The 18189-nt window shown below is 29.3% G+C and carries 11 protein-coding genes; 8 read left to right on the top strand and 3 right to left on the bottom strand.

The window, feature by feature from the left end; translation table 11 throughout:
- The first annotated feature begins 79 nt into the window (after positions 1-79).
- Complete coding sequence (locus NK213_RS15815) at positions 80-8197, top strand: autotransporter domain-containing protein (RefSeq protein WP_253350809.1); 8118 nt, start codon at positions 80-82, stop codon at positions 8195-8197.
- Between the two features lie 72 nt (positions 8198-8269).
- Here NK213_RS15815 and NK213_RS15810 read toward each other — a convergent pair whose 3' ends face one another.
- The 3 genes from NK213_RS15810 to NK213_RS15800 form a co-directional block, all read right to left on the bottom strand.
- Positions 8270-8965, bottom strand: coding sequence for a radical SAM protein (locus NK213_RS15810; RefSeq protein ID WP_253350801.1), 696 nt, complete (start codon positions 8963-8965; stop codon positions 8270-8272).
- A gap of 8 nt (positions 8966-8973) precedes the next feature.
- Positions 8974-9678: a queuosine precursor transporter gene (locus NK213_RS15805; protein WP_253350799.1), complete on the bottom strand. Its 705-nt coding sequence runs from the start codon at positions 9676-9678 to the stop codon at positions 8974-8976.
- 104 nt (positions 9679-9782) lie between these two features.
- Entirely contained in the window at positions 9783-10517 is a 735-nt protein-coding gene (locus tag NK213_RS15800) for a lipopolysaccharide biosynthesis protein (protein ID WP_253350791.1), read from the bottom strand.
- A 403-nt stretch (positions 10518-10920) separates the two neighbouring features.
- Here NK213_RS15800 and NK213_RS15795 point away from each other — a divergent pair, with 403 nt between their 5' ends.
- The 7 genes from NK213_RS15795 to NK213_RS15765 all read left to right on the top strand — a co-directional run bounded on the left by NK213_RS15795 (position 10921) and on the right by NK213_RS15765 (position 18109).
- On the top strand, positions 10921-12204 hold the full coding sequence (locus NK213_RS15795) for a sugar transferase (protein ID WP_253350789.1): 1284 nt from the start codon (positions 10921-10923) through the stop codon (positions 12202-12204).
- 71 nt (positions 12205-12275) lie between these two features.
- Positions 12276-13082, top strand: a complete 807-nt coding sequence (locus NK213_RS15790) for a glycosyltransferase (protein WP_253350787.1) — start codon at positions 12276-12278, stop codon at positions 13080-13082.
- Between the two features lie 33 nt (positions 13083-13115).
- Positions 13116-13823: a glycosyltransferase family 2 protein gene (locus NK213_RS15785; RefSeq protein WP_253350785.1), complete on the top strand. Its 708-nt coding sequence runs from the start codon at positions 13116-13118 to the stop codon at positions 13821-13823.
- 9 nt (positions 13824-13832) lie between these two features.
- Entirely contained in the window at positions 13833-14195 is a 363-nt protein-coding gene (locus NK213_RS15780) for a DUF2304 domain-containing protein (protein ID WP_253350783.1), read from the top strand.
- Entirely contained in the window at positions 14192-15055 is an 864-nt protein-coding gene (rfbA, locus tag NK213_RS15775) for a glucose-1-phosphate thymidylyltransferase RfbA (RefSeq protein ID WP_253350781.1), read from the top strand. The genes NK213_RS15780 and rfbA overlap by 4 nt, the downstream gene beginning before the upstream one ends.
- Positions 15037-16953 (top strand): DUF2142 domain-containing protein, encoded by a 1917-nt coding sequence (locus NK213_RS15770; RefSeq protein ID WP_253350779.1) that lies wholly within the window; start codon positions 15037-15039, stop codon positions 16951-16953. The genes rfbA and NK213_RS15770 overlap by 19 nt, the downstream gene beginning before the upstream one ends.
- A gap of 19 nt (positions 16954-16972) precedes the next feature.
- Positions 16973-18109 (top strand): glycosyltransferase family 4 protein, encoded by a 1137-nt coding sequence (locus NK213_RS15765; protein ID WP_253350777.1) that lies wholly within the window; start codon positions 16973-16975, stop codon positions 18107-18109.
- The last annotated feature ends 80 nt before the right edge of the window (positions 18110-18189 follow it).

Here is an 18189-nt window from a genome sequence, read left to right as displayed (position 1 = left end):
TTATTACATAAAGTAACAAAGATTTTAAGTAGTTAATTTAGCTTTTTTAACTACAAACATATTATACAAGGGAGGTATTATGTTAAAAGACAAAAAGATGATGTTTTTTTTATTAGCAGCAAATTCTATATTGTCTGCTAGTGCATATGGAGAGAATTTTTCAGATGCAAAATATGAAAAATTATATGATAACATGGTGAAAAATATCCAAACTGGAAAATCAAATGATAGTAACAATAAGGTAATAGAATCAATATTAAAGAAAAGAAATAAAGAATTAAAAGATTTGTACAAACAAAATGATTATATTGTAAAACCTGAGTATCTCGAATGGCAGATTTTTGCTTCGGGATTTTATGCTGAGAGGGATAGGGGTTATGATAGTGATAAATATGGTGATGGAAGTAATCAAAAGAATTCTTCACAGGTTAACGGGACAGATCTCAGAACCGGAAAGCAGGTACAAGTAGGAGCTACAATACCTATAAAATTAGTTAATGATTTTGTATTGGAACCGGAAATCAGTATTAATAAGAAGAAAATAACAGTCGACAGCATTCAGGCTCCTACTGTGGTTCCTAAAATTGCTCCGACAATAAATATACCGAATGTGAATCTTCCTGTAATTAATATAACACAGCCTGCAGCTGTGGCTTCACCGCAGGTTGTTAGTCCGGATATAAATTTAATAAGCTCAGTATTATTTCCAACAATAAATTTACAAGATATTACAATAGTTGATTTCAATTTAGCAACAGCTAGTATATGTAATACAGTTCAATATTGTAGTAATTATGGAAGTCCGCCATCTTACACTTCTGGGACGACAATAAATGTCACAAATGCAGGAAATCCAGGAGGAATAGCTTACTATAGGCAAAGTGCGACAGATTCATATATTGATGCAAATATAACGATTAATAGAGATGGGGCAAGAGGAGTAGCAATTGATGAAGGTGAAAATGTATTAACAAAATATACGCTTGTCGCAGGAAGAACAATAACAATGAATGGAAGCGAGAATGCGGCAATAGAAATTTTAGGAACACACGAGCGTTTAGGTGCAGGAACTACTTTAACAATGGGAATTTACAATGGGGGTACTATAATCGGAAATGGAGATGGGAATGGAAATATAAGGAACCAGGCAGCATTTCTATTTAATAGTTTAGATAGTTCTTCAAACAATACAAGAACGTATATAGAAAACAGTAGTGCTGGGACAATTATATTAAATGCACCTGAAAGTGTAGGGATTCAATTGAGGCCAGATCCAGGTGAAGCAGTTAGACCGCGTACAGGAATTACAGAGCAAGGTGTAAATAAAGGAAATATTATAGTAAATGGATATAGAAGTTATGGAATGATGACTTCAGCATTGTCATACAGTACGTTATACCCATATAATGATGGTGGCTATTTCCGACGATTAGTTTCTGATGGCAGTTTTATCAGAATGACCGGAGGAACTATAACAATTAATGGTGATGAATCCTCAGGTTTCTCCATTCAAAGAAAAATACAAGCTCCGTATTTTAATAGTGGGTCTATTTTAATAGGAGTTTCAGCTGTGTCCCAAACTGCAGATGGAAACCTTCCCGGAGGTGACGCAACCAAAGTAGAAAGAGCAATGGGAGTGTATTCAAATCAGCCAAGTGATGCTTTAGCTTATGGAGAAGCAGGTGATGACGGAGTTATATGTACAAGTTTATATGGTTGTGGGTACGGCGGGACAGGTATAGATGAAGCTGCTATTATTAGAATTGGTCAGCATGCTGTACAAAGTTCAGGAGTACGCGTTGAAGGAGAAGGTCTAGTAACAAATTATGGTTCGATATATGTGGAAGGTTCAGAGAATTATGGAATAGTTGTAAATGGTTCCAGTTCCAGAGCGATAATAGGTACAAATGCCACATTTAGTTCAGGAGTACCACCTTTTACCATATCGAATTTAGTTTCGGAGAATGTAGGAAAAGTAGAAATAACTTCAGAAAAATCAATAGGGGCACTGGTTAAAAGTGGAAGCTTTGAGAATAGTGGATTTATAACAATTAATGGAAATAATTCTATTGGAGTTTATTCAAATAATGGAAATATATCTTCAAGTTATAATAATTCTGGAAATTTTTTAGCAAGATATACTAAAATTGAAACGACGGGTATAGGTTCACATGCTGTAATTTTAGATCAGAATAACGGAAATAGTACTGGATTACATTTTAATAATAAATCTGTGATAAAAAATAACACTGCCGGAACGATAGGTATATATGCTAATGGAGGAGCAACTTTCACACATACATGGCAGGAATTTTATGATCCTAATGAATCAGGGCAACCATCTTATTTAGTCCCTATAGTTACAGCATCATTAGAATCTTCAATAAACTCTGGAAATGGAGCAGTAGGAATATATGTAGAAGGAAATAATACTGTTGGTGATATAAGCGGAATAATAAGAGTATTAGGTTCAACTTCATCTAATACAGGAATAGGGGTTTATTCAGACGGATTAGGAGTTGTAAAGTTTAATTCACAAACTTTAAAAGCTTCTGGTGGAAGTACTGCAGTTGTTAAAAATGCAGAATTACATATAGGGACAACAGGAGTAACTGCTACTTCGACTGTTGGTCTTTATTCTAAAGATAGCTCAAAATTTTCTGATGTTTTTAAAATTAATCATTTAGATGCTTATATATACGATAAGTCTGTTTTGGCATATTTAGATCATGCTAATGCAAATATATCTAATCTTGATAATGTGAATATAAAAGTAATAGGAGAAAATTCAGTATTATTATACGGAGCTAATAATTCTAATATTGTAATAGATAGTAATTTAACAGTACCAATAACAGGTGGAATTGTAGCTTCAAGTTCACAGGCTTATGTGGCAGAAAATAGTAAAGTAACTTTAAATTCTGGGAAAACTCTTGAATCAAACACTAAAACAGGATTAAGTGCATTTTCTGAAAATGGTAAGTATTTTAATGATGGAACATCCGTTGTAGTAGATAAAACTAAAACAGGAGTGACAAATAAAGGAACTGTTACTATGAATACAGGATCCTCAGTAGGATTGTATACTTTATATGGTGGGAATTTAAATGATCTTACAGGAGTAATTAATATTAATTCAACAGCAGTTAATGGTGTAGGAATGTACTCAGAAGAAGAAGCAGATATTGAAAATAAAGGAGTAATAAATCTAAAAGCGAATGATACTGTAGGCATGTATGGGAAAGGAGATTCAGCAGCGACTTACAGTAGTTTTGATAATATAAATATTCTAAATACAGGAACTATCAATTTGGATGGAAGCAATAATATCGGAATTTCTGCTGATAATAATAAGTTAGGTGCAGTAGTAGGTGATGCTGTTATCACTAATAATGCTTCTGGAAGTAATAAAATATTCGTAAATGGATCAGGCTCTGTGGGCATATACGCACCATTTACTACTGTTAATCAAAATGGAAATATAAAATTGACAGGTACGAATACTGTTGGAGTTTATGGAACTAACGGAGCATTAATAAACGGCGGCGGAATAATAGAATTAAATACTACAAGCCAATCCCAGATTGCATATTATCTTGAAGGGAGTACTACTAAACTGACTGGGTCGTTAGGAGATATCACTGGACATGGAATAGCAGTCTTATCTGATGGAGCTGTAATTGATAATTCAATCCCGTTATTAGATTTAACTACCTCTGCATTCAGTGATGGAGGTGCTGGAAAAATAGCTTTAGTTTTACAAGGGGCAACAACTTTTGGATATACTAATGATATAAAAGTGGGAGATTCAGTGGATATCAATTCAGATGGTGATCCAGATCATTATGCAGTGGCATTATACACTGATAACCAAAATTTGTCATCAGGAATTGCTAATAATCTTACTGCTGGAGCCAATGGTGTAGGATTATACGCACAAAACGGAAGTAACATAAAATATTCAGGAAGTATAAATGTTGGAAATAATACTACAGCTGGAACAGGTGTATATATTGGATCTAATTTAGGAACGGGCTCAAATGTAACCTTAGATAACGCAGTTATTAATTTAAATGGAGCAGGTGGAATCGGGGCATACGTTGAAAATCTTTCTACATTAACATTTCAGGCAAACAGTACAATGAATTTTTCCGGAGACGGAGTAGGAATATATGGAGTACAGGGTGCTATAATAAATGATAATGGAGGAGTAATAAATTCCAATGGTTATGCAGTGGAGAGAACAAGAATACAAGGTGGAATAATAAATATTAATTCGAATGTAAATGTTTCGGGAGGAAGCATTTTAGGTCATGCAGTAAACGGAGAAGTCAATGTAATGCCTGGAATAACTGTCACAGCATCAGGAGATGATGTGATAGGTATATTTGGTGACGGTCTAAAAGGAGCAGGAACATGGACTCAGACTTATGAAGCAAATAATCTTGGAACAATAGATTTTTCTTCCTCAAATAAAGCAACAGCGATATATCTAAATAATGCAAGAGGAGAGAATAAAGGAACGATAAAAGTAAATAATGATTCAATAGCATTCTACGGGCAGGGGGCTGGAGCTGAAATATACAACAATGGATTAGCTGAGGTAGGAAATAATTCCGTGGGACTTTATGGAAATGATGCAGATCTTATAGAAAATTTATCAGGTGCGGAAATAAAAGACAGAGGAACATCTAATACAGGTATTTATAGTATAAGAGCAGCATTAGGAAATACTGCAGTAAAAAACAGCGGATTAATAGAATTGGGAAATGACGGAGTTGGGATTTATGCAGAGAATTCTATTATTACAAACACTGGAAATATAATTGTCGGTGATAAAGTAAACAAAAATTCTCTTGGAATCTATGCTAAAGATTCCACGTTAAATGAAAGTGGAAGTGTAACAGTAGGAAATTCAGGCATAGCATATTACGGAGACAACAGTATATTAAATTTAAATGCTGCAAGTATAAATATAGGAAATAACGGTGTTTTAGCATATGGTATAAATAATACAACAATTAATTATAATCTAGGCAATAGAGATACAAGCGAAAATACTTTTATATATCTTATAAACAGTGATGTAGACTTCAATAATTCCGAAATAACAGTTAGTAAAAATGGCCTCGGAGTGTATCAGGAGGGAACATCAACAACTCTGGGATATAATAAACTGTATATAAAAGAAAATGGAGCTGGTATATATGGTTATCAAACAACTGTTTTAAATGTTGGAGATATTGAATTAAGCGGGAAAAATAGTGTTGGTCTAATAGCGGAAGATAGTGATGTGACAAATAATACTCTAAAAAATATAACGATTAATGAATCTAACTCTGTAGGGATATACTCTATTCTAAACAGTACTACATTAAAAACTGTAGATAATAACGGGGAGATTAATGTAGCCGGGGATAAATCAATTGGAATATATGGAAATACATTAAATAGTGCTGGAGTTAGTCTGGGAACTATAGAAATACGAAATAATAATTCAATAAAATTAGGAAATGCTTCAACTATAAATAATGCAATAATAGGGATTTATGGTACAGAGGGTGTTGAAATTAATACTAGTCTTGGAAGTACAATATCAGGTGGTAATAATGTAGTGGGACTATACTCTGATAATGGAAAAGTTAATCATCAGGGATCGATAAATGTACAGGAAAATTCGGTGGGAATCTATGCTTCTGGCAGTGTTGCAGATATTGATAGTAATTCTAGTATAAATGTTGGAAGTAATGGTGCAGTGGCTCTTTATGTAAATGATGGAGGTATACTGACTAATAATTCTTCTAATATAACTGTAGGAAGTGAAAGCATAATAGGTTATTCAAAAGACAGCGGTACATTGTTGGAGAATAAAGGAAATTTATCAATCGGCACAGAGTCAGTGGCCTTTTATTCAAGTGCAGGTGAAATAAAGAATTCTGGAAGTTTGATTTCAACAGGTGATGGCGTAATATTTTTCTATGGAAATTCAGGGAAAATTACAAATACTGGTGTAATAAACGGAGCAGGAAATGGTTATGGAGTGGGTATTTATGGAAAATCCAGTGAAATTATAAATACAAACAATATTGATCTTGGGGATTCAAAAATAGTAAATCCTTCAAATCCTTCAGACTCTAATAACAGATATTCAGTAGGAATATACGGGGATAATTCAAAGATCTATAATGACGGTAATATTAGTCTTGGAGAAAGCGGTATAGGAATTTATTCTTACAGACAGAGTGATGACTTAATCAATGATAGTAATGCTTTAATTACTTCAAATAAAGATAAAGCAATCGGAATTTTAGCAGAAATAGGTAATGGAAAAAAAGTAATAAATAAAGGTGAAATAAATTTAAGCGGGAATGAATCTATAGGTATTGCTTTAAATAATGGAGTAATATTGGAAAATAGCGGAAAAATACAGGTAAGCGGAGATAAAAGTATTGGTATTATGGCTACAAAAGATTCTGAAATCTATAATACAGGAATAATAGATGCTTCAGGAAATGAATCAATAGCGGTATTGTTAAGAAGTAATTCAAAATTGATAAATACAGGGACAATAAGTCTTGGTAGTGGAACACTAGGTGTTGTAGCTGATGATGACAGTAGTGTCAGCGGTTTTACATCAACATCTTTAGAAAGTACTTCTGTAAAAATACCAAGTATAGCAAATGTCCCTACATATAAGCCGCCAACAATAGTAAATGCAGGAGTAATTCAGGTAGGAGAAAAATTTGAAGTACCTTATGATGGTGTAGTTCAGGTTAAAGTAGATCCTGATACAGTTAGAACACCAACATCAAGCGAGGTATCAACAAGTGATCTGGCAGCTAAATTTTTAGTATCAAATGCAGTAAAATTTATAGCACCAGAATTTAATATAAATGATGTAACAGTTACTTCGGATTTTACACAGGGAACAAGCTCTAAAACTTATAAACTGGCAGATGTCTTTATTCCATCAACTCCAGAAGGTGGAATTAATTCAGGAATAGCAACTATTTTAAGCCAGTCTTATACCTGGGATGCAACTCCTGTGACTAATTCTAATGGTAATATAGACATATGGATGCAGAAAATAGAATACGGAGACTTACTGGCAGGTTACTGGAATGAAGATTTTGGAAAAGCACTGGATGGAAAGTATGAAAATGCAGACGGTGATGCACTTAAAATTTTTAATAAGATTGACAGGCTGGAAAATGAAAGAGATTTTAAACATATTATGTCAAGTCTTGCAGGAAATATTTATGCTAATATAAACCAAAGAGAAAATGATATAGCAAGTGTATTTGAAAACTCGCTAGACTTATTAGAAAATTCTGAAAACAATACAAAAGAAAATGTGAAAGTAAATATAATAGGCGGAAAAGGGAGAACAAATGAGGATACGGATGGTGTAGTTGGTTATGACTATACAACAACAGGTGTTTTAGGTTTGAGAGAAGTAGAAAGAACTTATAAACAAACATTTGGATACTCACTTGGTTATTTACATACAGGATTTGAATTTAAAGATGGCAATGAAAGTGAAGAGTGGGTAGATACAATACAAGCAGGAGTACATAATAAGTATAAGTTTAATGACTGGAAGCTGCGTAATGACCTAACTGGAAGAGTTAGTTTTCATAATGTGGACAGAAATCTGGACTGGCCTTCACCTAATAACAGATCAGAGATGAACGGCACTTATGAAACATACAGCATAACAAGCAATAATATACTCGGCAGAGAGATAAGTTTGGGTAAAAAAAGCAGTTTAACTCCTTATGGCGGTTTTAAAGTTATGTATGTTACAAGACCAACATTTAGTGAGAGTGGTCTTGAAAGTCTTGAGGTAGAAGGAAATGATGCATGGAGTGTCAAACCAAGAGCTGGTATTGAATTACAAACAGCTATTCCTTTAGGAATCAGCAGCGGATGGCAGTTAAAAGGAAAACTTGATTTTGCATATGAATATGAACTTGCAAATTTAAATGAAAAAGAAAAGGCAAGATTAATTGCTATTGAAGACGGATATCATAATTTAGCAAAACCAGAAGAAGAAAACGGACAGTTTAAAACAAGAGCCTCTCTTGGAGTTGAAGTAAATGAGCGATATGGTTTATTCTTAAACGGAGAATACACTTTTGGAGAGCATAATCAGGATGAATATAGAGCAGGAATGACTTTAAAAGTAGCGTTTTAAAAAATAAAATAATATAAAAAAGGCTTTTTATCGATTTATATCATAAAAAGCCTTTCATTTTAAAGAATCCGATTATTGGACATAAACTCCCAAGTCCTTGTTATCAATAAGGATTTCAATATTTTTTTGTTTAATAAGTAAAGGATATTTTTCAGTTAAAAACCATTTGACAAGCTCTTCATCTCTTGTTATTTCAGTATCATTATTTATGAAAACGTTGATTGTAATTTCTTTGAAATATTTTAATGCTGTCTCAATATCGTTTGAAATCTGTTCTCTAGTTTGTCCTTTAGTACAAATCAGAAGACAGCAGCTGTAAAAATTTGATAATTGTGTATAATCATTCAAAATAAAGTTCTTTTTTAAAATTTGAGTACGATAGTTATTGTCGAATGTCTCAATTCCTACTTTGAACCTGACTTCCTGAGCGGAGAAAAATTTGATTATTTCATCCAGTCTTTTTAGGTATGAGTAGTATACTTCAAAATATAGTGTTTTCATCTTTTTTTCATTAGCAATCTTTCTTATGTACTCAAGAGTTTTTAAAGGAAGTTCAAAAACAGATGCTGAATTTATTATTTCAAGACACCCGAATACACCTGTAACTTTATCTAAAAGATCAATATTTATCTGGTTTATTTCATTCTCATTATATGAATTATCCAAAATATAATTACAAAATGCACATTTTCCATAGCTGCAGGCAAATGATTTTAGTAATAATATTTCTCTTTGGTTTTTATCAGTTATTTTATTATATCTCTCCATAGCAGCACCTATATTTCTTTGATTTTATTTTTGTTTTTTAATACAGCGGCAACATAAACAAACGGAGTATCGAATATAGAAACTATAGTTTTTAGGAGATATGATGTTATAAAAATTTTCACCATATATGAAAATTCAAAAACTCCAGAAAATGCTATGATTGTAAATATGATACCGTCAATAAACTGACTTGCCAGAGTACTAAAGTTATTTCTAATCCAAATATGCTTAAATTCGGGGAATTTTTCTCTCCAAAACTGGTAAGCCCAGACATCATAAGTTTGTGATACTAAAAAAGCAGTGAGGCTTGCCACGGTTATTCTGGGCAGAAATCCAAATATGAATTCAAGGCTTGACTGTGATGTGTCATACTCATTTGGAAGTATTTTTAAAGACAATATCATAATTACAGTAGTAGAAATTAATGAAAAGAAACCAATGTAAATAGTATTTCTTGCCATTTTTTTTCCATAATTTTCTGAGAGAATATCAGAAACAAGAAAGATTCCGCAATATAAAATGTCCCCCATTGTTCCGTGAAATCCAAAGAGATCAACTTGTTTTATGACTTGTACATTTGCCAGTATAGTAGATATGGGAATGAAAATAAATAGTCCTATTTTTCCCCATAATCTGTATGCGAGCAGAATTAGTAAAAAGTTAATAAGCATTGATAAAAACCAAAGTATTTCATTGTAAAATAAAATATGCATTTTTTCCTCCTGTAAAATAAAAAGCATAAGAAAAACCTTATGCCTAGGTTTTTTTTATAGATGGGGTATCCCAAACATCTTTGTTAATTATTTAATTTTAGTTATTAATTTTCTTTTATGTCTTTCCAGTTTACTGTTTTCAAAAATTCTCTGATAAAAGCAATTAAAATACCAAAGGCAAGACCTAAAAATAGTGATAAAGCCAGAATTAATTTTTTATTCTTAGAAGCTTTTGTCTGGTAATCTATTAATTTTAACAAAGGAGTCTTATCTTTGTCAAGCAGTCTGTAATAAGACAGTTTTGATATTGTAGAATCAATGAGCGGATCTTTTGTTTGTGAAAGATCAATATTTTGTTTCAAATATAAAAACTGTTCGTCAAGTGCTTTAATCTGGCTTGAAAGATAAATACTTTTTTTATCATTAAGATATTTGTTTGCCAGATCCGCGAATTCTCTTGCAAATTCTTTTCCGTCATTTTTTACTTTAGTATTAAATTGAATTTTTACATTAGGACTGTTATTGTCACTTTCAAGAGTAATTTTTTTTGAGATACTTGAATAAAAATTGTCATCATCAATATCCAGAAGTGATAATTTTTTTGAATTTTCTTTCAGATATTTATAAAATTCAAAGGAGTTAAGTGAAAAAACAGGCGGTTCGTTTATTTCCTTCAAAACTCTGTCATTACTGTATAAATTCATTGTGGTTTTAAAATCCTTTTTTGTCATAAGGTAGGCTAAAGTACAAATGACTGTAACAGCAGCAATAATAAGGATAAGCATCTTATTTCTATATAATACTTTGATGACTGTTATAAAATCTAAACTGTCATTCATATTTTGTCACTCCTTTTGAGAAATTATATGATAAGGTATTTTATCAAAAAAAGTTTGAAATTACAAGAGCAATGATAAAATATATATTTGATAATAAAAAAGCTAATATAGATCTTTTTTAGTAATGTACTTATTATTAAATTTAAAGAATTTACAAGGAAATATCGATTTATTAAATTAAATAATATATTATATATATAAAAGATTTAAAGAATATGAATTATGAAGAGGAGATATTGGAACAACACATGGAAAAGAAAACTATATATAAAATAGCCACAGTATATTATTTTTTATATTTATTAAAAATAGAATTTTTAATAAAATTGAAAATAATTATATTTAATGATACAATATGAGGTAAAGTAGTTAACAAAATAAAATTGCGGGGAGCACATGTAAAATGAAAAATTATTCAAACGTAGTAATTAGAATAATATACATATGGATATTATATATAGTATATAAATACAGTTTAGATATTTTTGTAATTGGGATTAGTTTTACTGCAAAACTAATATTCACGTCAATTTTCATAACAGCATATATCTTTGATTTGTTAGATTTTATAGAGCAGAAATTTAGACTAAGACATATAATATACTTCTTTTGTATAGATTTATTTTATGCTATGATTTTTTATTCGTTATTAAGAACAATAGGAATGTTTATAACTTTTGGAATTTTATTTTTTTCTCAAATTTTTTTAAAATGGTTGATCCAACAGTTTGTTGTAAAAAGATTTAATGTGATATTATATGGTTATACTGTAAATAATGCAAAGATTGTGACATCATTAATAGAAAATATACAATATAAATACGTGGGGTTTACATGTAATAAAAAAAGAGAGGAAGAGAGGTATTTAGGTGACATAAATAATCTTGAGAAGATAGTTCAGGAAAATAATGTAGATAAAATAATTATAACAGTAGATAAATTAAGTGATGAAGAATTGGATGTGTTAATTAATTTTAAAATTAATGGAACAGAGATAATATCATATAAAGTATTCAATGAACAGCTTGATCAAAAGATAGACATAGAGCACATAGATAAATTATGGCTATTAGAATCATTGGGATTTGAGATTTTGCATAATACAACTAAGCAAAAAATAAAAAGGTTATTTGATGTCAGTTTATCAATAAGTATGTTAATATTAACTTCACCAATATTTGTAATAACTGCCTTAATAATAAAACTAACTTCAAAGGGACCAATATTTTTTAAACAAAAGAGATTGGGTCTAAAAAATGTTGAATTTGAAATAATAAAATTTCGCTCAATGAAAATTCATGATCAAAAAGAATATTCAAAGTATACTGATGAAAATGATCCAAGAGTGACAAAATTTGGTAAATTTATAAGAAAAACTAGAATTGATGAACTCCCGCAATTAATATGTATATTAAAGGGAGAAATGAGTTTTGTTGGTCCAAGACCAGAATGGAATGAGTTATGTTATGAATATATGAAAACTATTCCACATTATAATTTAAGGCATCTAGTAAAACCAGGAGTAACTGGCTGGGCTCAAGTCATGTATCCTTATGGTCTTTCAATAGAAGATGCATATAAAAAGTTAGAATACGACTTATATTATATGAAATATCAAGATATCATGTTAGATTTGAAAATAGTTTTTAGAACAATAAAAATTGTAATATTTGCTAAAGGCTTGTAATAGTTGATTAATAATCATTCCAAAATAAGAAATAGTATGTTATAATAATTGTAATTTTGTTAGGAGTTAGGATGTTTAAATTAGTTGCTTCAATGGTAATATATAATAATTCTTTTGAAGAGATCGAAAGAGTTATTAAGGAATATTATAGTGAGAATATTGAACAAAAATTAATAGTGATAGATAATACAAATACAGGTTATTTAAAAGAGAAAATATTTGCTTTAGAGCCGGATGTCGATTATATTTTAAGTGAAAATGTTGGATATGGAACTGCGAATAATATAGCAATAAAAAAATATGCTGAAAACTCTAAATATTTTTTGATTATAAATCCAGATATATTTGTAAGTTTAGAAAATATAAAGAAATTAATTAAATATGCTGATACAAAAGATAATTTTGGAATAATAATGCCCAAAATTTTATCAGAGTCTAATGAAATACAATATCTTTGTAAACTATTACCAACCCCATTAAATTTATTTAGTAGAAGATTTTTATTTAAGTTATCATATTTTAATAAATTGAATTATGATTATGAGTTGCGTTTTTTAGATTATAATTCTGAATTTGTAGTTCCTGTATTATCAGGTTGTTTTATGTTTTGTTTAAGTGAAAATTTGATCAGAGAAAAAGGATTTGATGAAGAATTTTTTATGTATTTAGAGGATGTAGACTTAAGTAGAAGAATGTATAAATACAATAATTATTATTATCCAGAAATTGAAGTATATCATATTCATAAAAAAGAATCATTTAAATCATTAAAAATGACAATCGAACACATAAAATCCGGAATAAAATATTTTAATAAATGGAAATGGTTTTTAGATGAAGAGAGAAAGGAAATAAATAATTGTATTTTAAAAAAATGAGTAAATAGTAAATTTATTGAAGAGGAGACTATAATGAATAAAATCTTAGTAGTAATTCCAGCATACAATGAAGAAGCGAGTATAGAAAAGGCTGTTACTGATTTGAAAAATAATAATTTCGGTTATGATTATGTTATAATCAATGATGGATCGACGGATAATACTAAAGAAATCTGTTTGAAAAATAAATTTAATATGATAGATTTAGTAGCTAATCTGGGCATAGGAGGATGTATGCAGACGGGTTACCGTTATGCTCTGATGAAGGGGTATAAATATGTAATTCAATTTGATGGTGATGGGCAACATAACGCAAAATATATAAAGAACGTGTATCAAAAACTAAAAAATGAAAATTTAGATATGGTCATAGGATCAAGATTTATTAATGGAAAAGGATTTAAAAGTTCAGTTAGTAGGAGAATAGGAATTAAATTTTTTAGATTTTTAATTTATTTAATTTCAAAAAAGAAAGTTACTGACCCAACTTCTGGTTTTAGAATATTTAATGAAAAAATTATTTCTGAATTTTGTAACTACTACCCAGAAGATTATCCAGAACCAGAAAGTATTGTATACCTACTAAAACATAGGTATTTGATTGATGAAGAAGCAGTTGTTATGAATGAAAGAGCTGGTGGTGTGTCTTCGATAAATTTCTTTAAAGCAGTTTATTATATGATAAAAGTTAGTTTAAGTATATTGTTAGTTAATTTAGTAGATCTTAAAGATTCGAATTAAGGAGAGAAAATGACTATAAGACTAAAGATTTTATTGATTATGATTGCATTATTTGCACTTATTTTTATATTTAATTTGATAAGAAAAAAAGTAGTAGATCTAAAACATGTACTAATGTGGATTTTTACTGCTAGTATGATTTTAATATTTTCTTTATTTCCTTCATTAATTGGTATAATTTCCAAATTATTAGGAATTAAAGAAGAGGTTAACTCTCTATTTTTTTTAAATGGTGTTCTATTAATAATGACAGTTTTTTCACTATCAATAGTTCAATCAAAAAATTCTAGAAAATTAAAGAAATGTATTCAAGAGTTAACATTACTAAAAAAAGAATTAGAAGAAAAAGAATCTGTGGAGGTTAAAAAATGAAAGGAATAATATTAGCTGGAGGAAAAGGAACACGGTTATATCCAATAACAAGAGTAATATCTAAACAAATAATACCAGTATATGACAAACCAATGATATATTATCCTTTATCCGTTTTGATGTTAGCAGGAATAAGAGAAATTTTAATAATTTCCACGGAAAATGATTTACCAATCTTTCAAGAATTACTAAAAGATGGTAATGAATTAGGATTAAACATTTCATATGAAATTCAGAAAGAGGCAAATGGCTTAGCAGAAGCTTTTGTTTTAGGAGAAAGTTTTATAAAAAATGATGAAGTTGCGTTAATATTAGGTGATAATATTTTTTTTGGACATGGGCTATCAGAAATGGTCGTAGAAGCATCCAAACTTAAAAAAGGAGCTCGAATATTTGGTTATCCAGTGCAAAACCCCAGTGCTTTTGGAGTAGTAGAATTTAATGCAAATGGAAAAGCAATATCCTTAGAAGAAAAACCAGAAAAACCAAAATCTAATTTTGCAATTCCAGGGTTGTACTTTTATGATAATACAGTAGTTGAAAAAGCTAAGAGTGTGAGACCTTCAAGTAGAGGAGAGTTAGAGATAACTTCGGTAAATGAAATGTATCTTCTGGAAGAAAGTTTAGTTGTTACTAACTTAGGTAGGGGGATGGCTTGGTTAGACACAGGAACTCATGAATCTCTTTTAGAGGCTTCTAATTTTATAGAGGCAATACAAAAAAGGCAAGGTCTTTATGTTGCTTGTATCGAAGAAATAGCATATAAAAAAGGATGGATAACAAAGGAGCAATTAGAAAGTTTGGCTAAACCGCTAATGAAAACAAAATATGGAGAATATTTATGGAGCTTAATAGTCTAAAAAAAATAAATTTTTTTGCAGTGATTTTTACACTCATATTAATAGTAGAAACTTTTTTTTTAGTAGAGAGAGTTAACATTAGAAGTGTAAGATATTCAAAAAATATAGAAGCAGTAAATACAGTGTTTGGTGAATTACATAGAGGTAATGATATAAAGGAATATATTTTTCCAGATCAAAAAAATCTAACAAGTTTAGGTTTTGTTTTTGGTACATATAATCGTATTAATACAGATAGAATTTTATTTGAACTATATGATGGTACAACAGATGAGAAAGTAAGAGAAGTTTTAATAAATACTAGTATATTAAAAGATAATAACAATTTTAATATTGTGTTTAAACCAATAAAAAATTCGGAAAATAAGAAATATTACTTTAAATTAACTTCATTGGAGGGAGCTCCGAATAATTCTGTTACTTTATACTTGAATGATGATACCAATGGAATATTATATAATCTAGGTTATAAAAATATGACTTATCTGATATCTTTTTTAGTAATAATTATAACAGTTGTTTTAGGAAATATTCTAATTTCTTTACTATTAATAAGAATTCAAAAAAGAGAAAAGGTCTTTTTATTATTAGCATTATCATATGGAACAATAATGGTATTTTTATTTCCTCCATTTCAAGTCCCTGATGAAAAGATGCATTTTTTTAAAGCATACGCTATAGCTAAAAGAGAATTTGTTCCAGAGAAGTTAGCAATGAATAAAAATGGAAATGAATTGCCACTTTCAATTTTAAAACTTAGTAATGCTATTAAATCAGAAGAGGTAAAGTTTAAGTATGAGGAAAAAATTGAACTTTCAGATTTAAAAAATTCAATCTTAATCCCAGTAGATAAAAATAAACAAGATAAAATTAGTTTACAAGGAGCGGCTATTGTTAATCCATTATCATATATACCTCAATCCTTAGGGATTTTTTTGGGGGAGACTTTTAATTTGCCAATTATGATCATTTTCTTTATGTCGCGTTTGTTTAATTTTGGAGTATGGACTTTAATTATGTATATTTCAATAAAGAAAGTTCCGAAGATTGGAAATATTCTTTTGACATTAGCTTTGATGCCTTTAAGTATACAACAAGGTATTTCATGTTCCCCGGATGCATTAATAAATGCTTTTTCTTTTTTATTTATATCTTATATGCTAAGATTGTATTTATTAAATGAAGAAACTTTCAACTGGAAATATGGATTATGTTTTTTTCTTGGTATATTTATGCCGACCACTATTAAAGTAGTATATTTATTGTTTATTTTATTATTAATTGGATTACCAGTAAAAAAATTTAATGGATATAAAAAGTATAGTATTGTCATTATTTCAATTTTATTTTTTACTCTTTTAGTTAATATAGGATGGAGTGTGTTATCACCTGAAAATCCTGTAAGTCCAGTTGGGCAGATAAGTTATTTAAAACATAATATCATGGATTATATAGGAACAGTTTATTTAACAACACGTGAAATGTCTCAGTTTTATATAGAAAGTTCAATAGGAGTTTTAGGATGGCTAGATACAAGAATTCCTTATTTGATGATATATGCTTATATTATTTTATTGTTAATACACACTTTCTCCAAAAGAATTATGCCTACTAAGGATTTTAAAATGAATGTATTCATGATTTTATATTTACTAGGTTCATATGTAGGAATTTTGACTGCTTTATATATTGCATGGACAAAGCCCGGTGAAAAATTTGTTGATGGTGTTCAGGGAAGATACTTTTTCCCCATTTTACCAATTCTTTTTGTGTATATATCTAAAATAAAATTGAGGTTAAGGGTAAATGAAAATGTTTTAGACATTAATACTGGCATTTTTTTAAATTTTAGTATGGCATACTTAGTCTTATTACTTGTTTCGAGATATTATATATAAATTTATAAGGAGAAAAAATTTGAAAATAATTATTTGGAGTGCTCATTTTCTACCTAATTTAGGTGGAGTTGAAAGATATACTTATCATATAGCGAAGGAATTTATAAAAAATGGAAATGAAGTGACTATTATTACTTCAAATATACAAGGTTTAGAAACATATGAAGAAATTGAGGGAATGAAAATCATTAGAGTAGATGTTATATCTTTGTTAAATGGTAGATTTCCGATAATAAAGTCAAATAAAAAAAATAGAGGGATAATAAAGAGTTTAAAAAAAGAGAAATTTGATTATTCAATTATAAATACCAGATTTTACTTTCACTCCTTAATTGGAGCGATTTTTTCCAAGAAAAATGTAAAAAAAACAGTATTAATAGATCATGGAACTGGACATTTTACAGTTAATAATCAAATTTTAGATTTTTTCGGTCATATATACGAGCATTTAATTTCATATTTTGTCAAAAAGAATGTTACTTCTTTTTATGGAGTTTCATTGGCATGTAATGAATGGCTAAAACACTTCAAGATAACAGCTAAAGGAGTATTTTATAATTCTGTAGATAAAAATATAGAAAAAGACGAGTATTTCAATGTAAAAGAAACATTCAATTTAAATGATGAAAGTATTTTAATAGCTTTTACGGGTAGACTTATAAAAGAAAAAGGGGTCTTGAAGATAATACAATCATTTGATATAATAAGTAGAAAATATAAAAATATTGTTTTATTTATTATAGGTGATGGTGAATTATATGATGATATAATAAAAAACAACAAAAATTCACGTATATTTATAACTGGTAGAATGGAACATAAAAAAATTATGAAATTACTTGAACAAAGCGATATATTCATTCTACCGACTGATTTTCCAGAAGGATTACCAACTTCTGTACTTGAGGCAGGGTTAGAAAAATGTGCAATTATTGCTACCAATAAAGGTGGGAGTCCAGAAGTAATTTTAGATAGTGAGTATGGGATAATATTAAAGAAGAATAACAATGAAGAAATTATTGAAAATCTAGAGAAATTGATAAATTCAAAAGACATGAGAAAAAAAATGGCTGAAAATGTATATAAAAGAGTAATAGAAAATTTTAATTGGGAAAATACAGCAAATCAAATTTTGAATGAATTTAATGCAATATAAAAGTTAGACCAGTTATAAAATGTCAAGGAAAAAAAGAAGAATTTTTAAATAAAAAAATGAGTATCACAAAATAGACAGCA

The organism is Sebaldella sp. S0638 (genome assembly GCF_024158605.1).
Taxonomy (GTDB): Bacteria; Fusobacteriota; Fusobacteriia; order Fusobacteriales; family Leptotrichiaceae; genus Sebaldella.
This window is presented reverse-complemented; position numbering and strand designations above follow the sequence as displayed.